The sequence below is a fragment of the Pseudomonas sp. A1230 genome (genome assembly GCF_044218825.1).
Taxonomy (GTDB): domain Bacteria; phylum Pseudomonadota; class Gammaproteobacteria; order Pseudomonadales; family Pseudomonadaceae; genus Aquipseudomonas; species Aquipseudomonas iridis.
Map to the genome: position 1 here is coordinate 2,507,582 of NZ_CP162582.1, position 19,043 is coordinate 2,526,624.

A 19,043-nucleotide genomic window follows, 5' to 3' on the forward strand; every position below is an offset into this window, starting at 1 on the left:
GTCCCCCTGCTTTTGGGGCCCGAATCGAGCGCTTTTCATGATCGCCCCCGAACGCCTGATCATCTGCGAGCACTGCGATTGTGTGTATGAAAAAGCCGTGCTCGGCAAACACCAGAAAACCCTGTGCGTACGCTGCGGCGGGGTGCTCGAACGCTTCAACGGACTGACCGTTGAGCAGCGTCTGGCCCTGTCGTTCACGGCGGCGGTGCTGTGGCTGTTCGCCAATTTCTATCCGGTGATGAGCATCAGCCTCAAAGGCTTGAAAAACAGTGCGACGCTGTGGGATTCAGTGGTCGCCCTGAGCCAGGGTCCGATCACGTTCATGGCGATGGTGGCCGCAATCTCGATCATTATTGCCCCGGCATTTCAGTTGGTGTTGCTGATCTGGGTGCTGAGTTTCGCCCTCTCCTCCCGACGCGCGCCAGGCTTCAAGGTCTGTATGCGCTGGCTGGAAACGTTGCGCCCGTGGAGCATGCTGGAAGTGTGTTTACTGGGGGCGATGGTCGCCGTGTTCAAACTGGCCGGGATGCTTGATGTGCTGCCCGGTATCGGCCTGTTCGCCCTGGCCGTGCTGAGCCTGATGATGATCCGTATTGCCGGCCGCGACATCCGTGAACTCTGGGACATCTTATGAAGCGACCAGCGACCGCCAGCGAGCTGAACCTGTGCCTGTGCCACAGTTGCGGCCTGGCCTGCGACATGACCGACGAACCGCATGAGTGCCCGCGCTGCGACGCCCCGCTGCATCGGCGCAAGACCAATTCGCTCACCCGCACCTGGGCCTATCTGCTTGCCGCCCTGGTATTTTACGTGCCGGCCAATTTGCTGCCGGTGATGAACACCACGATGCTGGGCAGCGGCGCCGACAGCACGATCATGAGCGGCGTGCTGGAGTTCTGGCAGCACGGCGCGTGGGATATCGCGCTGATCATCTTCATCGCCAGTATTGCCGTGCCGGGCGTCAAGTTCGGAGCCCTGACGCTGCTGCTGATCAGTGTGCAGCGCGACAGTGGCTGGGCGCGGCGGGAGCGCTCGAAGCTGTTTCGATTCGTCGAGTTGATCGGCTATTGGTCGATGCTCGACGTACTGGTGGTTGCCCTCGTCGCGGCGCTGGTGAAATTCCAGACGCTGGGCGATATCGAACCGCGTTCGGGCATCCTGTTTTTCGGCATGGTGGTGGTGCTCACCATGCTCTCGGCAATGAGCTTCGACCCGCGACTGATCTGGGACAACGCGCCGGACGACGAAACGCTCAGCGACGCACCCTCTCAAGCAGCACCTGCAAGGGATGGCGCACTGCCCGATCCGACTGGCGCTTGACCTGGCTGCGGCACGAATATCCGGTGGCCAGCGCCTCGCCTTTCTGCGCTGGCGCGTCGATCTGGCGCGCCCACGACTGTTCGTAGATCACTGCCGAAGTGTCGCGGTTGCGCGCTTCGTGGCCATAGGTGCCGGACATGCCGCAGCAGCCGGTGGCCTGCGTGGTCAGTTTCAATCCCACGCGCTCGAACACTTGCTCCCACTGCCGGGTCGCGGCCGGTGCATTGGTTTTTTCCGTGCAATGCGCCAGTAAACGGAAGGTCTCTGCGGTGCCTTCTAGTGCCTGTTCCGGTATCACGTCGAGCAGCCACTCCTGCAGCAGCGCGACCTCCGGACATGCCTGCATACCGGGGACTTTCTGATACTCCTGGCGATAAACCAGGGTCATGGCCGGGTCCAGCCCCACCAGCGGCACGCCGACATCCGCCAGTTCGCGCAACTGCCGCGCATTGCGTAGAGCCGCGCGGTTGAACGCCGACAGAAAACCCTGCACATGCAGCGGCTTGCCGTTGGCACTGAACGGCGCCAGATAGACCTGATAGCCAAGTCTCGAAATCAGCTCGACCAGATCCGCCAACAGCGGCGCTTCGAAGTAGCGGGTAAACGCATCCTGCACCAGCACCACGCTGCGCTCGCGTTGCGCCTGGGTCAGCGCAGACAAGGTCGGCACCGTCGCCGGCTGCACCTGCCAACGGCGCATCGCTGCGTGAAAATCGAAACGGCTGAGCAACGGTACATCAACCATGCCGCCCAGGCGTTCCAGCAGTTGTCGAACCACCGACGCGCCCATCAAACCGTTGTACAGCGCCGGAATCCGCGCCATGTAGGGGATGCTGTATTCAAGCGACGCGATCAGATAATCCCGCGCCGGACGCAGGTAGCGGCTGTGATACAGCTCGAGGAATCGTGAACGAAACTCCGGCACGTTGACCTTCACCGGGCATTGGCCCGCGCAGGATTTGCACGCCAGACAACCGGCCATGGCGTCGTAGACCTCGTGGGAGAAGTCCGGCGTTTGCGCGCGGCTGTTGCGCCAGCGCTGCCAAAAAGTGCTGAAAAACGCGGGTCGACGAATAGCCTCAGACAGCACATCAACCCCCGCCTCACCCTGCAATCGCAGCCATTCGCGGATCAACGACGCCCGGCCCTTGGGCGACTGCGCGCGCTCACGAGTGGCCTTCCACGACGGGCACATCGCGTCATCAGGATCGAAGTTGTAGCAAGCGCCGTTACCATTGCAGTGCATCGCTGCACCGTAGTCCTGCCAGACTTTCTCGTCGATCTGTCGATCCAGTTCGCCACGCAAGGTCACTTCATCAATCTTCAGCAGTGCTGCGCCAGTGCTGGCCGCCGTCGCGATTTTGCCCGGGTTGAATTGGTTGAACGGGTCAAACGCGGCCTTCAGCGCTTGCAGCGCCGGGTACAGCTCACCGAAAAACGCGGGCGCATATTCCGAGCGCAGGCCCTTGCCGTGCTCGCCCCACAGCAGGCCGCCGTAGCGTTGAGTCAATGCGGCGACGCCATCGGATACCGGCCGCACCAGCGCCGCTTGTTGCGGATCTTTCATGTCGAGAATCGGCCGCACGTGCAGCACCCCGGCATCGACATGACCGAACATGCCGTACTGCAAACCGTGGCTGTCGAGCAGATCGCGCAACTCGGCGATGTACTCGGCAAGATGCTGCGGTGGCACGGCCGTGTCTTCGACAAACGGCTGCGGCCGCGCTTCACCGGCAACGTTGCCGAGCAAGCCCACGGCGCGTTTGCGCATGCCGTAAACCTTGTTCACCGCCGCGTGACCTACCGCCAGCGTATGGCCCAGACGCTCAACGGTAAGGTCTTTGCTCAAGTGCTCAACGAACGCTTCGACACGGCGCTGCAGATCTTCGGCATCGTCACCGCAAAATTCCACCAGGTTGATCCCCAGCGTCGGCCGTTCGGGGCTTTGTGGGAAATACTCGGCAACGCCGTGCCAGACAATGTCCTGCATCGCCAGCAACAGCACTTTCGAGTCGACGGTTTCAATCGACAGCGGCTTAAGCGCCATCAGCGCCCGGGCATCACGGAGCGCGTCCATGAACCCGGCGTAGCGAATGTTCACCAGCATCGTATGCTTGGGGATGGGCAGAACGTTCAACTTCGCCTCAACCACAAAGCCGAGCGAACCTTCGGCGCCACACAGCACGCTGTTGAGGTTGAAGCGATTGTCCGCCTCGCGCAGGTGCGCCAGGTCGTAACCGGTCAGGCAACGGTTGAGATCGGGAAAGCGCGCCTTGATCAGCGCACCCTGCTCATCGATGATCTGCCGCGCACAACGATAGACTTCGCCGATCCGATCTTCGCGGGCGCACTGCGCATGAAGTTCGCTCTCCGCAAGCGGCTGACCGTGCAGACGATCGCCGCCGCGCAGGATCATATCCAGCTCCAGCACGTGATCGCGGGTCTTGCCATAGGTGCAACTGCCTTGGCCGCTGGCGTCGGTGTTGATCATGCCGCCGACGGTGGCGCGGTTGGAGGTGGAGAGCTCCGGGGCGAAAAACAGCCCGGCTGATTTCAGCGCGGCGTTGAGCTGATCCTTGACCACCCCGGCCTGCACGCGCACCCAACGCTGCTCGACGTTGATCTCCAGAATACGGTTCATGTGCCGCGACAAGTCGACGACGATACCGTCGGTCAACGACTGGCCATTGGTGCCGGTGCCACCGCCGCGCGGGGTGATGACCACGTGTTGGTAGGTCGGGTCGGCAATCAGCCGTGCGACCTTGGCCACGTCCTCAGCATCCATGGGAAACACCGCAGCTTGCGGCAGTCGCTGATAGATCGAGTTGTCAGTGGCCAGCACCACGCGACTGGCGTAGTCAGCGCTGATTTCACCACGAAAACCGCTGGCCTTCAGCGCATTGAGGAACTGCTGGTAATTGGAGGTTTGCGCGGTTGCGGGCGACAGCTGGGCAATCATCGGTCAGGACATCTCGGTAAAAATCGGGCCGTGTGGCGGTGAACAGTTGTACGCAACGAATGATTGCGTCAGGCTCCGCCATCTCATGTTGCCCATATTCATTGCTGACGAACGCTGGGACAACCGTAAATTCGACCCGCTATTGATGACTTTTACGAATGAATCCGCGCACGCTCACGCCTTCCATGTCATTACTGCTGGCCTTCGAGGCTGCCGCGCGCCACGAAAGCTACACCCGCGCCGCCCATGAACTGTCGCTGACGCAAAGTGCGGTCAGCCGTCAGGTGCAAATCCTCGAGAAAATGCTCGGCATGCGCCTGTTCAGCCGCGAAGGCAGGCAAGTAGTCCTGACCGACGTCGGGCGCATGTATCAACGCGAACTCGCCGAGGCACTCGGGCAGATCCGCAGCGCCACTTTGCAGGCCATGGCATTCGGTTCGGGCATCCATAGCCTGCGGCTGGCAACGCTGCCGACCTTCGGCTCGAAATGGTTGTTGCCGCGACTCAAGGACTTCTACACCGCCCACCCGGGCATGACCGTGCATTTGCACTCACGCATCGAAGCCATCGATTTTGATACCAGTGAAATCGACGCCGCGATCTGTGTGGGTGGTGGCGAGTGGCCGGGGCTGACCGCCCTGCCCTTGCACACCGAGGAACTGGTGGTCATCGCCAGTACGCAACTGTCCGAAGACGAACGCAACGACGCCGGGCAACACATCGCCGGGCAATTGCTACTCAACGTCAGCAGCAATGCTCAAGCGTGGACAGAATGGTTCAGCCAGCACGACTTGCCGCATCGCAGCATGCGCATCGGCCCGAGCTTCGAAATGACTGCGCATCTGATTCAGGCGGTGCGGGCGAATATTGGCGTGGGTTTGGTGCCGCGGATTCTGGTCGAGGATGAACTGCTGAATGGGGAGTTGCTGCAACTGGGCGAACCGATTACCAGTCGACGCAGCTATTACCTGGTGTATCCGCCGCGCAATGAAGCGCTGCCGTCGTTGAAGGCGTTTCGGGACTGGTTGGTGGAGACGCTTTGAAGGCTCGCGATGACAGCCGGGCAGTCATCACGCTTCCAAGGATGGCTGGCGCTTCAGCGGTGGTGGCGCGCTCGGCCCTTTGATCAATGGTTCCGCTAGCCGTTTTCCATCTGCCCCCCTGAAAAGGCGTTCGTACTCCTTTGGCATGGGTTGCGGTGCTCTGGCGGTCATGATGAACCCTCTAATGTGGGGTTGAACTCAACCCATTTAACTTTCGCCGAATCTATCAGTAAATATTCGGCTCCAGAAGGCACCGACTTGCCATCCTCGTCGAGCCAATGCGGGTCCTGCATCACAAACTGCCCATTGGCTGACTCCGGTGGCCACTCAACCGGCCAGCCAAGTACGCGCCTTTCGTCGATCAAATGCAGAGTGATGAAGCGGTCATACTGAACAAATGCGCTGAACCATTCACTGGGGTAAGAAGATTGTTTCGTTACGTTTCTGTTGCGCAACCATCCATGCAATCTGTCATTGGTGGCCAAACGACAAGCCATCAGCCCAAGCAGCAGCGAAGAAAAGAATGCCCACACGGCCTCAGCCTCTCCATTCCACTTTCCTACAGAAAACCCCTTCGCGCCCACCCACAAACAGGCCACACCAATTCCTGTAACCGCTCCATGAATTACAAAAGTAAAAATCAACGCTTGTACAATCTGACCAAACGTATCTGGCCGCCTGAACGCTGTGAGGGAATAGAAAATCCAGGTCGATAGAAATCCTGGAATCAGGTACTGCAACAGAGGAATAACTTCTTTGACCAGATCATCCATGATCCGTGGCTCCTTGAACGACATGCCGGCCCGATTACCGGCCGGCACTCCAAAGCCTAGCGCACGCTGAAAACTCCCTCCTGAGCAACTGTCACAGCAAATTTCGCCAAACCTGAAACCTACGCATCCTGCAAAATCAGATCCGCACCCTTCTCCGCCACCATCAGCACCGCCGCATGGGTATTGCCCGACGTCACGTTCGGAAAGATCGATGCATCGACAATCCGCAAGCCCTCAAAACCATGCACCTTCAGACGCTTGTCGACCACCGAAGTCTGTTCGTCCGCGCCCATCGCGCAAGAACCGCACAAGTGGTAGATCGAGCCGCAGTTGTCGCGGAAGTATTGCAACATCTGCTCGTCTGTCTCCACTGCCGGCCCTGGCAACACTTCGTCAACTGTGATGCTCTTGAGCGCCGGGGCGTTCATGATTTTGCGCATCAGGCGACTGCCCTGAATCACCTCGTCGATGTCCTTTTGCGTGCTCAGGTAGTTGGGATCGATCAGCGCTGCGTCGCGCGGATTTTTCGAGGCGATCTCGATGTTCCCGCGGCTGGTCGGCCGGCACGGGTTGAAGCACAACAGGAAGCCTGAGTAAGGCTCCGGCTTGAGACTGGCCTTGTTGTTTTTTGGAATCTGATACGACAACGGGTTGAAGTACAGTTGCAGATTGGGGTGCTGCTGATGCGCCTCGCCACGGAAAAAACCGCCCGCCTGATTAACGCTCATGGCCAGCGCCCCCTTGCGCGTCAGCAGGTATTTCACGCCGAGTTTGAACTGGCCGAACAGCGAGCTCAGTTCATCGTTGAGCGTCGGGATATTGGCCTTGTAGTAATAACTGGCGCACAGGTGATCCTGCAGATTCCGGCCCACCGCCGGCAGGTGTTTGACCAGAGGAATCTGATGCCTGGCCAGCAGATCGCGATCGGCAACACCGGACAACTGGAGGATTTTCGGCGTATCGACAGCACCTGCGCTGAGGATGACTTCCTTGCGTGCGGTGAAGGTTCGCGCCACGCCATGCTGGGTAATCGAAATGCCCGTCGCACGTCGCTTCGTTTCGTCGAACAGGACTCGGTCCACCAGCGCGTAATGCTCAACCGTCAGGTTCGGGCGTTTCAGCGCCGGATGCAGATGCGCAAAGCTGCTGGAGCAGCGCTGGCCATTTTTAGTGTTGACGTCGTAGAGGCCCGCACCCTCGAAATTCGCGCCATTGAAATCATCGCTGCGCGGATAGCCGAGCTCGGCGCAGCCCTCCAGAAACACGTCGCAAATCGGATGAGTCTGGCCCTTCATCGGCGTGATGCTGATCGGGCCGCTGCTGCCGTGGTATTCGCTGTCGCCCAGCGGATGGTTTTCCAGTTTGCGGAAGTACGGCAGCACGTCCTTGAAGCCCCAGCCGTCGTTACCATTGGCAGCCCAATCGTCAAAATCATGGGCCTGCCCGCGCACGTAAATCATCGCGTTGATCGAGCCCGAGCCACCCTGCACCTTGCCGCGTGGCGCGTAGATTTCGCGATTGCCCAATTGCTTCTGTGGCTGGCTGTAATACATCCAGTTGAAGGTCGGGTTGTAATACATTTTGGCGAAGCCGACCGGGATCTTGAACCACAGAGAGCTGTCCTTGCCACCCGCCTCCAGCAGCAGCACGCTGTGTTTGCCCGAGGCCGAGAGCCGGTTGGCGAGCACGCAGCCTGCGGCGCCTGCGCCAGCGATGATGTAGTCGTATGTCATGCACGGTTACCGCGTAAGTCGTTGTCCAAAATTCGCCGAACCTGTTGGGGTTGGCGTGGCAATCAGAAGCGATGTCAGCCTCTGGCCGGCGATATGTCTTTGACGTCCACAGGCGTCGGGGCCATTTGCAGGTGCAAGCGCTCGCCGGTGTACGGTGAATGCTTGCGCACCACGTCCATGTTCAGCTCGACGCCCAGGCCCGGCTCGGTGGACGGAATGATGTAGCCGTCCTCCCACTGCAACGGCTTGGTCAACACCTCGGCATGGAAACCGCCCCAAGTGCCGATGCTTTCCTGAATGAGAAAATTCGGTGTACACGTCGCCAACTGGAAACTCGCCGCCGCACCAATCGGCCCGTTGTACAGATGCGGGGCAATTTGCGCGTAATAGGCCTCGGCCATGCTGGCGATCTTCTTGGCTTCGAGCAGGCCGCCGCAACGCGCGACGTTCATCTGCAGAATCGATGCACCGCCGGCCTGCAACAGTTTGAAGAATTCGTACTTGGTGGTCAGGCGTTCGCCTGTAGCAATCGGGATACTGGTCTTGGCCGCAACCTGGGCCATGGCCTCTTCCTGCCCGGGCGGCACCGGCTCTTCGAACCACAGCGGATCGTATTTTTCCAGGCGCTTGGCCAGACGTATCGCCGAGGACGGCACCATCTGCCCATGGGTGCCGAACAGCAGGTCGCATTTGTTGCCCACCGCCTCGCGGATCTTGCGGCAGAAGGTTTCGCAGCGTTCCAGCACTTCCAGCGAGATCTGGTGCCCGGAGTACGCGGTGTAAGGCCCGGCCGGGTCGAATTTCACCGCCGTGAAGCCTTTGTTCATGTTGTCGATGGCGCACTCGGCGGCCAGGTCCGGGTCGTCGTAGTCGTACTCGCCACGGCTGTTGACCGGATACAGATAGGTGTAGGAACGTAGGCGCTCGTTAACCTTGCCGCCGAGCAACTCGTAAACCGGCTTGTTCGCCGCTTTGCCGATGATGTCCCAGCACGCCATCTCCAGACCGCTGACCACGCCCATCATGGTCAGGTCCGGACGCTGGGTGAAACCACTGGAATAGGCCTGACGAAAGAAGCGCTCGATGTGGTGCGGGTCCTGATCGAGCAGGTAGCGTTCGAACACGTCCTCGATGATTGGCAACATGGCTTTGGGGCCGAAGGTCGCGGCGTAGATCTCGCCAACACCTTCAATGCCGCAGTCGGTCTTGAGCTTGACGAACAGCCAGTACATACCGCCGACGTGCGGTGGCGGTACAGCAACGATATGGGTTTCAAGGGCGACGATTTTCATCTCAGGCACCTGTCTTGTTCAAGGATTGGCGATTGATTCGGGCGCGCAGGGTCACGGCAGCCAGGGTGCCGAGGAAGCCGACGAAGGCGATGTAGCCGAAGTAGAGCTTGTAACCGAGGGCACCGGGATACTGCTCGGTGAGGTAGCCGTTGATCAGCGGAATGAAGGCGTCCGGCAGGTAACCGACCACCGAAACAATGCCGATGGCCAGGCCGGTGATGCGCAGCGGAATGTTGCAGGTATCGAGGATCGCCCAGTACAGCCCGCGAATCGCATAGGTCATCAGGCCGATGAAAATCACCGTGCTGATCAGCAGGCCGATGCTGTTGAGCGACGGGAACACGATCAGGCCGACAATCGCCAGACTCGCCAGTAACAGCGCAACGATCAGCACCGAAATATTCGAGAACCTGTCCCCCAGCCAGCCGCCACCGATGCCGCCAACCGGGCGCATCCACAGTTTGATCGTGGTGATGGTGCCGGCCATGACGGCCGTCATGCCGCTGCCCTGAAGGTAATCGGAGAAGCTGTAGGTGGCCCAGAAGATGTGATAACCGCAGAACACAATCGCGGTGACCAGCCATAGCTCGGGAATCTTCACCAGTGTCGCCAGGTCGGTGAGCAGATTGAATTTGCCCTTCTCCACCGCCGGCGTGTCCTGCATCGACTTCGGATCCTTGATCAGCACCAGCACACAGCCGATGGCGATACAGGTAAAGGCGTAGAGATAGACCACGTGCCGGAAGCCTTCGGCGGTGGACTCGCCACGGGTTTCGGTGGCAAAGGCAAACAGCCCCAGAGCAACGGTCGCCAACAAGGCTTCAATCAGGCCACGACCACCGTCGAGGATGCCGAAGAAACGCCCCTGTTCGGTGTGATGCGCGATCATTTTCACGCGCTTGAGCACCGAGGCCCAGAAGGTCAAACCGGTGGTCAGTCCCCAGCAACCGAAGATGATCATCAACTCGGTCATCGACGGCGCGGTCGAGTACCAGAGGCCCAAAACGCCCGTGGCCACCAGCGAGAAGAAAATCAGGAAACGCGGCGCAATGCGGTCGGCCAGCCAACCGCTCGGCAAGTAGCAGAGCAGAAAAATCGTGCCGAGGATCGAGTACAGATAGCCCAGTTCACTGTGGCTGATCTGGAACACCTCGAGCATGGTCGTTTGATAGACCTGGCGCAGGTACAGAATCGGATAGATCGCGCCGGCGGCCAGCACCAGCAACATCAATTGGACGTAGCGACTTCCCTTGTCACTTTGGCTTTTCACAGCCGCGTTGGAACCCTGAACAGCGGCAGCAGAGGATGCATGCTTGGACATTGAAGTGACCTCGGGCGACCCGTGCTCCGGGCGCCCCTGATAATTGTTTTTATAGATGAAGCGTGAGGCGTGTCGCGGTGGATCAGTACTTCATGACCACAAGTCGGGTCTGGGTAAATTCGAGCATGCCGTGCTTGCCGTCATCACCGCCCAGGCCGGAGCGTTTCCAGCCGGCGTGGTAGCCCTGATATGGGTCGGCCGGGGTGCGATTGACGTACAACTCGCCAGCCTCGATGGCGTTGGCGACTTTCTGCGCGGTGCGGTAATTCTCGGTGTAGAGCACCGACGCCAGGCCGAACTGGTGGTCGTTGGCCATTGCCAGCGCCTCGTCGATGTCGCGGTACTTGAGCACCGGCAGCACCGGGCCGAAGATTTCCTCCTGGACGATTTCCATGTCCTGACGGCAGCCGCTGAGCAGCGTTGGCGGATAAAAATGCCCCCGACCTTGCGGCAGGACACCGCCGCACTCCAGGGTCGCCCCGTCGGCCACGGCACGTTCGACCATCGCGTGAATGTTTTTCTGTGAGCTGGCGTTGGCCAGCGGGCCCATCAGGCTGGCGTCGGTGGCGCGGTCGCCGAATTTGACCTCGGCGATTTTGCTTTTGAGCAAGTCGAGGAACCGGTCGTAGATACTTTCCTGCACATAGACACGCTCGACCGCAGTGCACAGTTGCCCGCAGTGCGTGGTCTTCGAGGCAATGACCGCCGTCGCAGCCGCTTCCAGATCGGCATCCGCCTCGATGATCGCCGGAGTCTTGCCGCCCAGTTCCAGCGACGGCTTGGCGATATTGGCCTTGCAGTAATCGAGGACGATGCGCCCGGCGTTGACGCTGCCGGTCAGGGTAATCAGGCCTACCGATTTATGCGTGCAGACCGCCGCCGCCGTGGCGTGGTCCATGGTCAGAATATTGATGACACCTGCCGGCATGCCCGACTGCTGCACCGCTTTGGCAATTTCGAACGCCGAGGTCGGTGTGTTGTTGCTCGGACGCACCACCACGGTGTTGCCGGTAATCAGCGCCGGGGCGATTTTGCGCAACAGGGTGTAGACCGGGTAGTTGAACGGAATCAGGCAGGCGACAACGCCGATCGGTTCGCGATGCAAAAACAGGTTTTCATCAGGGCTGTCGCTGGGAATGATTTCGCCTTCGATACGGCGTGCCCATTCAGAATGATAACGAGTGATCTGCGCCGCATAGCGCGCTTCATTACTGGCGTCGCTAACGCTTTTGCCGGACTCGGCGGCCAGTGCGGCGCCAATGGCTTCAGCACGATCCTCAAGGGCTGCGGCCAAGGCTCGCAGGTGTTCGGCGCGCTCGATGCTGGTGAGTTTGCCCCAAAGCTTTTGCGCGATGGTCGCAGCGTCGACCGCGGCAGTGGCCTCCTCGGCAGTGGCGCCCGACACATGGCCCAGCAACGCTTCGGTGGCCGGATTGTAGACCGCAATCAGCGCTGCGCTGGCAGGCTCGATGAATTGGCCGTTAACAAAATTTCGCTCGATTCGCATGTGCATCGCCCATCGTTTGTTTTTATCAATGCCGCCAGTCTTGTCATCGATGGCGGGTTGAACAAACGATTTATCGGGCGTTTAAACATGCAAAAAATGCAGGTTACTCCTGGCTCCACCGCAAACACCTGTGGGAGCGAGCCTGCTCGCGAAGAGGTGGGTCATTCACAGATGATGGCGGCTGATCCAACGCTTTCGCGAGCAGGCTCGCTCCCACAAGGGGATTTGGGGTGTGTCAGGAAGCAGCCGTCGAAGGCTCCAACTGACGTTGCGCCAGCCAGATTTCTTCTTGCAGCCACTGACTGAACACCTGCAACTGCGGCATTTCCGTCTGCTCCGGCCGGGTCACCAGCCAATAGGATTGATGCCCTTCGACATGCACATTCAGCACTTGGGTCAGCTGCCCGCTGGCCAGCTCCGTCGCGACCATGTGCCAGTCGGCAATGGTGATTCCCAGCCCATCGGTCGCGGCCTGAATCGCCAGGTCCAGCAGGTCGAACTCATAACCGCCCTGGGTATCCACACCAGTGATCCGTGCCGCATCGAGCCAGTGTTTCCAGGTCAGGTAGCGCTGATCTTCCTTGGCCAACACATGCAGTAACGTAAGGCGATTGAGGTCGACGCCCTGCTCGCCACTCTCGCGGGCATACAGCGACGGCGCGCACACCGCGATGTGCCGCTCCTGGATCAACAGCGAACTGTCGAGACCATCCCACTCCCCATCACCAAAACGGATGGCGCAATCGAGGGTACTCGTTTCCGCGAGGCTGTCCTGCAAGCGCGTCGTAATGCTCAATTCCAGTTCGGGGTGCCGCTCGCGCAGACGCCCCAGCCGCGGCATCAACCAGCGACTGGTGAAGGTCGGCGGCGCGTTGATGTGCAAGCGATTGGAATGGGTTTTCTGTTGGATGCTGCGCACCGTCAGCTCGATCTTGTCGAACGACTGATGCAGCGCCCGCAACAGAATCTTGCCAGCCCCCGTCAGCTCCAAATGATGATGGCGGCGCTCGAGCAGGCTTTCGCCAAGCTGTTCCTCCAGTTGCCGCACCTGGCGGCTGACCGCACTTTGCGTGACATTGAGCAACTCGGCGGCGCGGGTGAAGCTGCCGGTGCTGCCGGCGACTTCGAACGCCTTGAGCGCGTTCAGGCCAGGCATTTTGCGTTTCATATCAAAGCACTCGAAAACCGCTGACAAGGCGCAGAGCATCCCATGAGTGTGTGGGACTGTCCTACAGGATTTTTCGAGTAACTTGCATTCGACGCAGGTTTCTCCAGCGTTTTTATCGTTTGTTCAACAATCGGCACATGGCAAAACTGCGCGGCATCTCTAATAAAAACAATCGAGAGCCGCTCCATGCCCATCCCCTCTTCGTTTCGCCTGCGCACGACTTCCATCGCTCTGTTCTGCAGCTTTGCCGCCCCGGCAATGGCGGTGCAGGTCACCGACAATCTTGATCTGGGCGGTGCCATCCGCGCGCGCTGGGATGTCGACCCGGATCGCGACATTCAGAAGTTCGGCCTCGACACGGTATTCCTCAGCGCAAAATACAATTCGGACAGCTGGATCGGTGAGGCTCAGTACCGTTTCTATGGCCGCTCCTACCCGTACCAGTACACGAAAAACTATGGCGACATCCAATTCGCCAAGTTCGCGTGGGTGGGCTACAAATTCAACCCCGACCAGCAGGTGCAAGTGGGCCTGAACACCGTACCGTTCGGTTTGCAGCCATACTTCGGCAGCACGTTCTACGAGACGCTGGGCAACGTTATCGGCCTGGAAGATGTGCAACAGGTCGGCGCCAAGTACATCCAGCAAACCGGCGCATGGAACATTCAGGCCGGGTACTACGTGCGCCCCGCGTGGCAAGGCAAAGGCACCAGCAACGGAGTGAGCTACTCAAGCGTTGTATCCGAGGCCGACGACTATGTGGCTGACGGCAGCGACAACCAGGAGCGCAACACCATCGTGCTGCGCGTGGCCAAGGCGCTGGACCTCGGCCCGTGGAAGTCCGAGGTCGGCGTCTCCGGCCTGACGTCGAGCCTTCAGAACAGGGACACCGACAACGACGGCCGTCGCAATGCCGTTGCCGTGCATTACCTGGGCAAGAACGGTCCATGGGGCGTGCAGTTGCAGGCCGCGCGGCAGCAGATGTCACCGCGCAATCCGGGCACTGATGAACTGGTAACCCTTGGTGGTTACGACGGCACTTTCAACGTCGCCAGTCGCGGCAATCTGTACGTGGCAGACCTGAGTTATGACGTGAGCGGCAAATACCTGTTCGATCAAGTCAGCGGCATCAAGCTCTACGCCAACTACAGTGCCTTCGACAAATCCGCCAGCGGCTTCAGGACGTCGGAACGGATGATCCTCGGCAGCTCGTTTTCGGTGAGTAAATTGTGGGTGGCGGCTGAATGGCTGATCGGCAAGAACGATCCGTATATCGGTGGCAGCAGCTACACCCAGAGTTTGGGTGCTGGGGGCCTGGATCAGTGGGAAAACCAGATGTATGTGAACATCGGGTATTACTTCTGACCGCCAGTATTCCTGCGCCAGTCAGTACGCCATAGCGACAACCGACATTTCAGACTGATCGCCCTGCGCTGGTATCGACAGCCAAAAAAAAGCAGAAACCGGAATCCGGTTTCTGCTTTTTTGCACCCGACAATTGCTACAGGCAATCACGCACAGACTGGCGTAGCGACCCGGACTTGGCCCACGGCGGGCCTTGGTACAAGGAAACGCTGCTGCCGTCCTTGTATTTGACGATTTCGAGAATCTCGTCAGCCGTGATGATGCTCGGCGCGGTGATGCGGTAACCGTTGGAGATCGATGTCTGCGAGGTTTTCGCAACATCCTTCTGCCACAACGGCAATACGCACGCGGCATAGTCTTTGGGCGCCTTGCTAGTGGTCTTTCTGACATTGGGCTCACCCGGCACCAACGATGTCGGCAACGAGCACCCTGCCAACATGACCAACGCCAGACTCCCGATCCATATCCGCATGATGTTTCCTTTTGCAAAAAAAGTGAATGTACCGCCTAACAGACAACACATCCATCGTGGCATCGCGCCCGCTGTGGAGATTGGACAATTTTTTACACCCCCATTCAGCGGTATCACAGAAAAACCACCCACGACGGGTGAAAAATGCGACTACTCTTTTTTACCGAGAATGTTCCGGAGGTGATCATGCGTCTCAACGAATACGAACACGAACTGCAACGCGACTTGCAAAGCGTCGCGTCGGATCTGCGCTGGTCGGCAGTCGATCTGAAACGCATCGCCGAGCAGCTGCGCAAATCTGGTAACGAGGCTGACGCGCAGTCAGTACTGAGATCCTGTGAGGTCTTGCAAAGCGATGAAGAGCGGCTGCAATTGTACGCCAGGGAAGTGAAGGCACGGGCAATCAGTCGCACCAAAGTCCACTGACACACACTTATTACCGCTGCAAACTAAAGCCCTGGCGTTAGCCGGGGCTGCTTTTGTAAAACCCTTTATCTCGCCTCGTAACCCTGAACACGCGTTTAGGGTTTTCAGTATCCGCTCGTACCGCGCAAGCCTGTTTCAGCATTTGGCACTTCTCTCAATACTCGACGCTCCAACGTCAAAGGAACCTTTAACCAAAGGTCCGGCTCGAATATTGCAGTTTTATTTCTTTTTTGTGACAGCGGTAACAGGCAACCGATGAAAGTACGTGCAACCGTCATCTGCGAACAGAATCGACATATCCTCCTGGTGCGCAAGCCCCGCTGCCGCTGGAGTTTGCCGGGCGGCAAAGTCGAACCTGGAGAAACCCGGGCGGACGCTGCCGTGCGCGAATTGCAGGAAGAAACCGGGCTGAATGCCGATGAAGTGCTCTACCTGATGGAACTGCAATACGGCGGAACCCGACATCATGTCTATGAGGCTTCGGTGCTAAACATAGAAGAGTTGCGCCCGCAGAACGAAATCACTGATTGCATCTGGTTTCCGTTAGGCGCGGTACAGAATCTGGATACCAGCGAAGCAACGCTTCGCATCGTCCGGGCATTTCAACGGCGTTTATAAACATCAACCGGCGAAGGCCCTGCGGCCGGCACTCATTTCTGTACGCAATTCGCCAATAAAGTTGGAAATGTCGCGGATCGTGACGAGATGTTCCGGGGAAACGCCGTTGAGCAGCAACTCGACACGTCCGCTGCCGGGCTCATAGACTTTGATTTGAAGCAGCCCCTGAGGCGTTGAAATGCACTCGCATTTAAACTTGGGAAAGCCGGATTCGACAATGCGACAGATGTCGGCAATGGCAAGCATGGCGGGGCGCCTCGCAGGCGTTGAATCGATCGATCCGTAGAGCATAGATGGGCAATGACTGCCCCGCCCCCCGAAAAACGTCAACCCGATCACACTTTTCATGCGTCCCGTCAGTGAGAATCGTGATCCCAGATCCAGTTCCACATGCCCGGCAACTGCACCGATTCGGAACTTTGCCGAACCGTACGCGCCAGCGCAGCCTTCTCCAGTTCAGCGTGATCGTCATAAAAAGGCTTTTGCGCCAATCTCACGCCGGTGGTCGCGGCGCTATCGAGCAGGATTTGCAGGTATTCGCGCATATGCCGCGCGGTATAGCGGTTGAGATCATGAAAGGTCACCACCACAGGAATCACACCGTCCACTGTCGGAAACTCTCCCAGGGCGATGCGCTCACGCACTTGCGATAGCTGCTGCAACATGTTCGCCCGTCGGCGCGGGCTGGCGTTGAAGCCCCAGATCTTGCCGTCATTGGCACTCAGATCCGTAAGCAACACCTGCAAGCCATGCTGTTGATAGGCGGCGAACGTGCGTTTGTCGTAATTCCAGAATGGCGGGCGCAGCAACTTCGGTGGCGCTCCGGTGAGGGCGGCAATGTCAGCGGAGCCGTTGCCCAGCGATTCGTTGAGTTCCTGCGGGGTGAGCGAGCGATGGTTGGTGTGCCAATGGGTCGCCGTATGAAAACCGAGGACATGCCCCTCTTCGAACTCGCGCCGCATGATGTCGCGACCGATTTCGCTGTTGCCAGCCCGGGGGGCACGCGTCTGGACGAAAAATACCGCTTTGATGCCCGCCTGCACCGGGTTGTCTTTCAGGCTGTCGAGCACCTTCGCTGATGGATTCCAGAAACTCGAGGCGCTGGGGCCGTCATCGAACGTCAGCAGAAAACGCACCGGCGCTTGAGCCTTCAGCCGGGATTCGGTTTGCGCGGTCAGTTCAATGGGCGCGGCAATGCAGCCGGCCAGCACCAGGGCGATGACCGCTGCACAAAAAAGTTTGAATCCGGATGTCATGTTTTGCCTTCAGTCCGACCACTGCGTTCATGTACCGATTGGCAAAACTCCCTCGCCCTGATCCAGCCCTGCGCTCGGCTTCGCGGGCCGAGGTTGGATAAGGTACACAGGGTTTGGTTCCAGCGCTCGCTCTGTGCACCAGTGGCTGCTGAAACGAGGCGACACGTTCATCGGTCACCTCGCCAAGGAGTGAAGCAAAGAGCCAACTAAGCTGATATTTCCTACAGGAGATTCAGCCGATGTGCGGAAGACTCTCGCAATACCGGGGCATTCACGATTTCGTCGCAGTGCTGAGCATTCCCGATGCGCTGATCAATCATGTCGGCGAAGCGCCGCTGGCTCGATACAACGCAGCGCCGACCACCGCGCTGGCGGTCCTGCATCAACACGAACAACGTGTGTATGCGGACAATCTGCGCTGGGGCTGGAGTCCGCACTGGGCAAAGGACCGCGCCGCACCGATCAATGCGCGGGTGGAGAAAGTCGCGCACGGGCCGTTTTTCCGCGCAATCTGGCGTCACCGCTTGATCGTGCCAGTCGATAACTGGTTCGAATGGGTCGATGCCGAGGACAAAACCCGACAACCATGGCTGATTCGTCGGGTGGATCATGAGCCAGTTTTCTGCGCCGCCATTGGGCAATTTCCGACACCGGGTGCCGATGCTCGTGACGACGATGGCTTCGTCATCATCACTGCCGACAGCATGGGCGGCATGCTCGATATCCACGACCGTCGACCGGTGGTGCTCAACGCCGAACTGGCGCGCGAATGGCTCGACCCGGCGACCCCGGTGGAACGAGCCGAGCAGATGCTGTTGTTCGAGGGTGAAGACGCAACGGCGTTTGAGTGGCACAAGGTCGCCAAAGCCGTCGGCAACTCACGCAATCAAGGCCCCGAGTTGATCGCTGAAGTGGCCTGAAAATCTGCCAGCGCTACACGTTCTCTTATGTAGGAGTTGCCGAAGGCTGCGATCTTTTGATCTTGAAAACCACAAGCAAAGATCGCAGCCTTCGGCAGCTCCAGGGTGACGCGTAGCGTTTACAAACAGTGTTTCAATCTTGAGACAAGCGTATATAAAACAGTCGTTTGAGCGAACTAACCGCCTGTCTGACATTTCAATCGTCATACATACATTTACATTCGCTACGGATAGCATGCGCGCCGCATTTCCAATTGGTATACCAGTTGACTGCAAAGTCAACAAGCCAGAATTCCCCCATAACGTCTACAAGCCTTGCAGAGAAATAAGTTGCGCGACGATTTTGCAATCAAACAGGTCGGAGGCCTGGAGTGTATTCATCTGTCCACGACAGAACGCCTTCAACTCGACTGTTTTATCGGCCATTACATCAAGACCCGAAACCTGAGTTCAGTCCCTGACATCGAACGTATCCTGCGCATCACTCTGGATGAGTATCCCGGCCAGGCGCCGGTGATGGTCAACGAGCTCAATGCCTGGATCGACCGAACACTGGGTTACCGGGCGGCACACCCCGATTTCTCGCAGCTGGAAGACCTTTGAAACGCCAAAGCCCCGTTGATTCGGGGCTTTGGCAATTCATCATTCAAGGTTTTAGCGGGCGTTCCTGATCGCGATCCGACAGCTCTCGGCTGTCGTCATGCTTCCAGGTCTGCTCCTCTCTCCTCTTCTGTTGCTCGACCTCTTCTTCTGATGGCTCATCCTCATCATCCAGATGCGTTTTCTCAGTTGCCATATCCGCCTCGCTTTCAGAAGTCATTCATCGTCGATAAAGCGTAGAACAGTTTTCATCGCGCAACTTGTAACCAC

19 protein-coding genes are annotated in these 19,043 nt (G+C 58.8%); 8 read left to right on the forward strand and 11 right to left on the reverse strand.

Features of this window, described 5'->3' with window-relative positions; translation table 11 throughout:
* Positions 1-37: 37 nt before the first annotated feature.
* Together AB4P97_RS11775 and AB4P97_RS11780 are read left to right on the forward strand one after the other, a co-directional pair.
* On the forward strand, positions 38-634 hold the full coding sequence (locus AB4P97_RS11775; RefSeq protein ID WP_042559549.1) for a paraquat-inducible protein A: 597 nt from the start codon (positions 38-40) through the stop codon (positions 632-634).
* Positions 631-1,320 carry a paraquat-inducible protein A gene (locus AB4P97_RS11780; RefSeq protein WP_047301724.1) on the forward strand — a complete coding sequence of 230 codons (690 nt, stop codon included), beginning with the start codon at positions 631-633 and terminating at the stop codon, positions 1,318-1,320. Before AB4P97_RS11775 ends, AB4P97_RS11780 begins: the two co-directional genes overlap by 4 nt.
* On the opposite strand, the gene AB4P97_RS11785 is transcribed toward AB4P97_RS11780, so the two are convergent.
* Complete coding sequence (locus tag AB4P97_RS11785; protein WP_395602700.1) at positions 1,253-4,279, reverse strand: FAD-binding and (Fe-S)-binding domain-containing protein; 3,027 nt, start codon at positions 4,277-4,279, stop codon at positions 1,253-1,255. The genes AB4P97_RS11780 and AB4P97_RS11785 overlap by 68 nt on opposite strands.
* Positions 4,280-4,437: 158 nt before the next feature.
* Here AB4P97_RS11785 and AB4P97_RS11790 point away from each other — a divergent pair, with 158 nt between their 5' ends.
* A complete protein-coding gene (locus AB4P97_RS11790; RefSeq protein ID WP_042559552.1) occupies positions 4,438-5,322 on the forward strand; it encodes a LysR substrate-binding domain-containing protein in 885 nt (294 codons plus the stop codon).
* A 167-nt stretch (positions 5,323-5,489) separates the two neighbouring features.
* Here the strand turns inward: AB4P97_RS11790 and AB4P97_RS11795 are convergent, their stop codons facing one another.
* From AB4P97_RS11795 to AB4P97_RS11820, 6 genes are all read right to left on the reverse strand, one after another.
* Positions 5,490-6,095, reverse strand: coding sequence for a DUF6338 family protein (locus AB4P97_RS11795; protein ID WP_042559553.1), 606 nt, complete (start codon positions 6,093-6,095; stop codon positions 5,490-5,492).
* A 119-nt stretch (positions 6,096-6,214) separates the two neighbouring features.
* Positions 6,215-7,828: a GMC family oxidoreductase gene (locus tag AB4P97_RS11800; RefSeq protein WP_395602701.1), complete on the reverse strand. Its 1,614-nt coding sequence runs from the start codon at positions 7,826-7,828 to the stop codon at positions 6,215-6,217.
* A 74-nt stretch (positions 7,829-7,902) separates the two neighbouring features.
* Positions 7,903-9,120 (reverse strand): mandelate racemase/muconate lactonizing enzyme family protein, encoded by a 1,218-nt coding sequence (locus AB4P97_RS11805; protein ID WP_395602702.1) that lies wholly within the window; start codon positions 9,118-9,120, stop codon positions 7,903-7,905.
* Between the two features lies 1 nt (position 9,121).
* Positions 9,122-10,441 carry a nitrate/nitrite transporter gene (locus tag AB4P97_RS11810; protein WP_395602703.1) on the reverse strand — a complete coding sequence of 440 codons (1,320 nt, stop codon included), beginning with the start codon at positions 10,439-10,441 and terminating at the stop codon, positions 9,122-9,124.
* 82 nt (positions 10,442-10,523) lie between these two features.
* Positions 10,524-11,948: an aldehyde dehydrogenase gene (gene aldA / locus AB4P97_RS11815; protein WP_395602938.1), complete on the reverse strand. Its 1,425-nt coding sequence runs from the start codon at positions 11,946-11,948 to the stop codon at positions 10,524-10,526.
* A 235-nt stretch (positions 11,949-12,183) separates the two neighbouring features.
* Complete coding sequence (locus AB4P97_RS11820) at positions 12,184-13,116, reverse strand: LysR substrate-binding domain-containing protein (RefSeq protein WP_042559557.1); 933 nt, start codon at positions 13,114-13,116, stop codon at positions 12,184-12,186.
* Between the two features lie 186 nt (positions 13,117-13,302).
* On the opposite strand from AB4P97_RS11820, the gene AB4P97_RS11825 reads away from it, so the two are divergent.
* A complete protein-coding gene (locus AB4P97_RS11825; protein WP_395602704.1) occupies positions 13,303-14,481 on the forward strand; it encodes a hypothetical protein in 1,179 nt (392 codons plus the stop codon).
* Positions 14,482-14,617: 136 nt separating this feature from the next.
* On the opposite strand, the gene AB4P97_RS11830 is transcribed toward AB4P97_RS11825, so the two are convergent.
* Complete coding sequence (locus tag AB4P97_RS11830; RefSeq protein WP_042559559.1) at positions 14,618-14,953, reverse strand: hypothetical protein; 336 nt, start codon at positions 14,951-14,953, stop codon at positions 14,618-14,620.
* A gap of 186 nt (positions 14,954-15,139) precedes the next feature.
* On the opposite strand from AB4P97_RS11830, the gene AB4P97_RS11835 reads away from it, so the two are divergent.
* Both AB4P97_RS11835 and AB4P97_RS11840 read left to right on the forward strand, forming a co-directional pair.
* Complete coding sequence (locus AB4P97_RS11835) at positions 15,140-15,379, forward strand: hypothetical protein (protein ID WP_007910805.1); 240 nt, start codon at positions 15,140-15,142, stop codon at positions 15,377-15,379.
* 255 nt (positions 15,380-15,634) lie between these two features.
* Positions 15,635-15,997, forward strand: a complete 363-nt coding sequence (locus AB4P97_RS11840; protein WP_395602705.1) for an NUDIX hydrolase — start codon at positions 15,635-15,637, stop codon at positions 15,995-15,997.
* Positions 15,998-16,000: 3 nt separating this feature from the next.
* On the opposite strand, the gene AB4P97_RS11845 is transcribed toward AB4P97_RS11840, so the two are convergent.
* The gene (locus AB4P97_RS11845) at positions 16,001-16,243 is read right to left on the reverse strand and encodes a DUF1652 domain-containing protein (RefSeq protein ID WP_395602706.1); all 243 of its coding nucleotides are present in this window, start codon (positions 16,241-16,243) and stop codon (positions 16,001-16,003) included.
* Positions 16,244-16,353: 110 nt separating this feature from the next.
* Entirely contained in the window at positions 16,354-17,253 is a 900-nt protein-coding gene (locus AB4P97_RS11850) for a polysaccharide deacetylase family protein (protein ID WP_395602707.1), read from the reverse strand.
* 239 nt (positions 17,254-17,492) lie between these two features.
* On the opposite strand from AB4P97_RS11850, the gene AB4P97_RS11855 reads away from it, so the two are divergent.
* Both AB4P97_RS11855 and AB4P97_RS11860 read left to right on the forward strand, forming a co-directional pair.
* Entirely contained in the window at positions 17,493-18,173 is a 681-nt protein-coding gene (locus tag AB4P97_RS11855; RefSeq protein ID WP_395602708.1) for an SOS response-associated peptidase, read from the forward strand.
* 330 nt (positions 18,174-18,503) lie between these two features.
* Positions 18,504-18,776: a hypothetical protein gene (locus tag AB4P97_RS11860; RefSeq protein ID WP_042559564.1), complete on the forward strand. Its 273-nt coding sequence runs from the start codon at positions 18,504-18,506 to the stop codon at positions 18,774-18,776.
* 43 nt (positions 18,777-18,819) lie between these two features.
* Here the strand turns inward: AB4P97_RS11860 and AB4P97_RS11865 are convergent, their stop codons facing one another.
* Positions 18,820-18,993, reverse strand: coding sequence for a hypothetical protein (locus AB4P97_RS11865; RefSeq protein ID WP_155401132.1), 174 nt, complete (start codon positions 18,991-18,993; stop codon positions 18,820-18,822).
* Between the last annotated feature and the right edge of the window lie 50 nt (positions 18,994-19,043).

Excerpts from the sequence above, each read along its gene's own strand:
- AB4P97_RS11775 (WP_042559549.1), top strand. The coding sequence starts at position 38 with ATGATCGCCCCCGAACGCCTGATCATCTGCGAGCACTGCGATTGTGTG.
- AB4P97_RS11780 (WP_047301724.1), top strand. The coding sequence starts at position 631 with ATGAAGCGACCAGCGACCGCCAGCGAGCTGAACCTGTGCCTGTGCCAC.
- AB4P97_RS11785 (WP_395602700.1), bottom strand. The coding sequence starts at position 4,279 with ATGATTGCCCAGCTGTCGCCCGCAACCGCGCAAACCTCCAATTACCAG.
- AB4P97_RS11790 (WP_042559552.1), top strand. The coding sequence starts at position 4,438 with ATGAATCCGCGCACGCTCACGCCTTCCATGTCATTACTGCTGGCCTTC.
- AB4P97_RS11795 (WP_042559553.1), bottom strand. The coding sequence starts at position 6,095 with ATGGATGATCTGGTCAAAGAAGTTATTCCTCTGTTGCAGTACCTGATT.
- AB4P97_RS11800 (WP_395602701.1), bottom strand. The coding sequence starts at position 7,828 with ATGACATACGACTACATCATCGCTGGCGCAGGCGCCGCAGGCTGCGTG.
- AB4P97_RS11805 (WP_395602702.1), bottom strand. The coding sequence starts at position 9,120 with ATGAAAATCGTCGCCCTTGAAACCCATATCGTTGCTGTACCGCCACCG.
- AB4P97_RS11810 (WP_395602703.1), bottom strand. The coding sequence starts at position 10,441 with ATGTCCAAGCATGCATCCTCTGCTGCCGCTGTTCAGGGTTCCAACGCG.
- aldA (WP_395602938.1), bottom strand. The coding sequence starts at position 11,948 with ATGCGAATCGAGCGAAATTTTGTTAACGGCCAATTCATCGAGCCTGCC.
- AB4P97_RS11820 (WP_042559557.1), bottom strand. The coding sequence starts at position 13,116 with ATGAAACGCAAAATGCCTGGCCTGAACGCGCTCAAGGCGTTCGAAGTC.
- AB4P97_RS11825 (WP_395602704.1), top strand. The coding sequence starts at position 13,303 with ATGCCCATCCCCTCTTCGTTTCGCCTGCGCACGACTTCCATCGCTCTG.
- AB4P97_RS11830 (WP_042559559.1), bottom strand. The coding sequence starts at position 14,953 with ATGCGGATATGGATCGGGAGTCTGGCGTTGGTCATGTTGGCAGGGTGC.
- AB4P97_RS11835 (WP_007910805.1), top strand. The coding sequence starts at position 15,140 with ATGCGTCTCAACGAATACGAACACGAACTGCAACGCGACTTGCAAAGC.
- AB4P97_RS11840 (WP_395602705.1), top strand. The coding sequence starts at position 15,635 with ATGAAAGTACGTGCAACCGTCATCTGCGAACAGAATCGACATATCCTC.
- AB4P97_RS11845 (WP_395602706.1), bottom strand. The coding sequence starts at position 16,243 with ATGCTTGCCATTGCCGACATCTGTCGCATTGTCGAATCCGGCTTTCCC.
- AB4P97_RS11850 (WP_395602707.1), bottom strand. The coding sequence starts at position 17,253 with ATGACATCCGGATTCAAACTTTTTTGTGCAGCGGTCATCGCCCTGGTG.
- AB4P97_RS11855 (WP_395602708.1), top strand. The coding sequence starts at position 17,493 with ATGTGCGGAAGACTCTCGCAATACCGGGGCATTCACGATTTCGTCGCA.
- AB4P97_RS11865 (WP_155401132.1), bottom strand. The coding sequence starts at position 18,993 with ATGACTTCTGAAAGCGAGGCGGATATGGCAACTGAGAAAACGCATCTG.